This is a genomic window from Bartonella sp. AA126HLJHH, assembly GCF_042197425.1.
GTDB lineage: Bacteria > Pseudomonadota > Alphaproteobacteria > Rhizobiales > Rhizobiaceae > Bartonella.
Genome location: NZ_JBHIRU010000121.1, coordinates 1 through 683, shown reverse-complemented (window position 1 = coordinate 683; position 683 = coordinate 1). Strand labels below are relative to the sequence as shown.

Here is a 683-nt window from a genome sequence, read left to right as displayed (position 1 = left end):
TTTTCTTCCACCCGCACAAGAATAATTTGTGCCTCAATCCCCTGCGCGCACACGGCTTTAATCACATCAAGAGCCGTTCCCCTTCGCCCAAGCTTTTGGATTTTTTCTGTCTCATGCGTAAAGACCAACACAGGCTCATTAAGGGGATAAGTTTGTGCATCAGCATCAGGGGCTGTAACAACCGCTCCAATGGCTGTCTGATCAAATGTTGCTAAAGGACGGGAATCCTCACCAGCCTCTACAATGCGAATCCCATGATTAAATTCTATTGCCATCTTGCTCTCCAAATCAATGAAGAGACTATAACAAGCATCACCATGCTCCATAAGACTGACACTGTCAGTCAAAAAAAGCCCTTTCAAAGGGCTTTAAAGGACTTAAAAACATACAAGCTCGCTTATAGAACAGCTATCCATTTGACTTCTGTCATATCTTGGTTACTTGTGCATCCATTTAATCTTTCCATAACCTTATAAGAACAGCGCCATCAGCTCCAGCGCCGCTTGGAGAGGAATCTCCATGAGAGCCAGCACCTCCGCCCCCAAAACCACGCCCTGCTTTTCCCGAACTATAGGAACCTTTGCCGACTCCTCCAGAGCCACCACGTGATGTATCACCTCCAGCATCGCCTCCATTACCGCTTGTTTTACTCGTAATTCCATTCGTTCCAGCATAACCATTTC

Annotated in this window: 2 pseudogenes; both read right to left on the bottom strand. The window is 46.3% G+C overall.

The features are described from left to right. Positions 1–275, bottom strand: a pseudogene (locus ACFIQC_RS10075) (phage tail protein); the annotation flags it as partial. Between the two features lie 178 nt (positions 276–453). After that, positions 454–683: pseudogene (locus ACFIQC_RS10070) on the bottom strand (hypothetical protein); the annotation flags it as partial.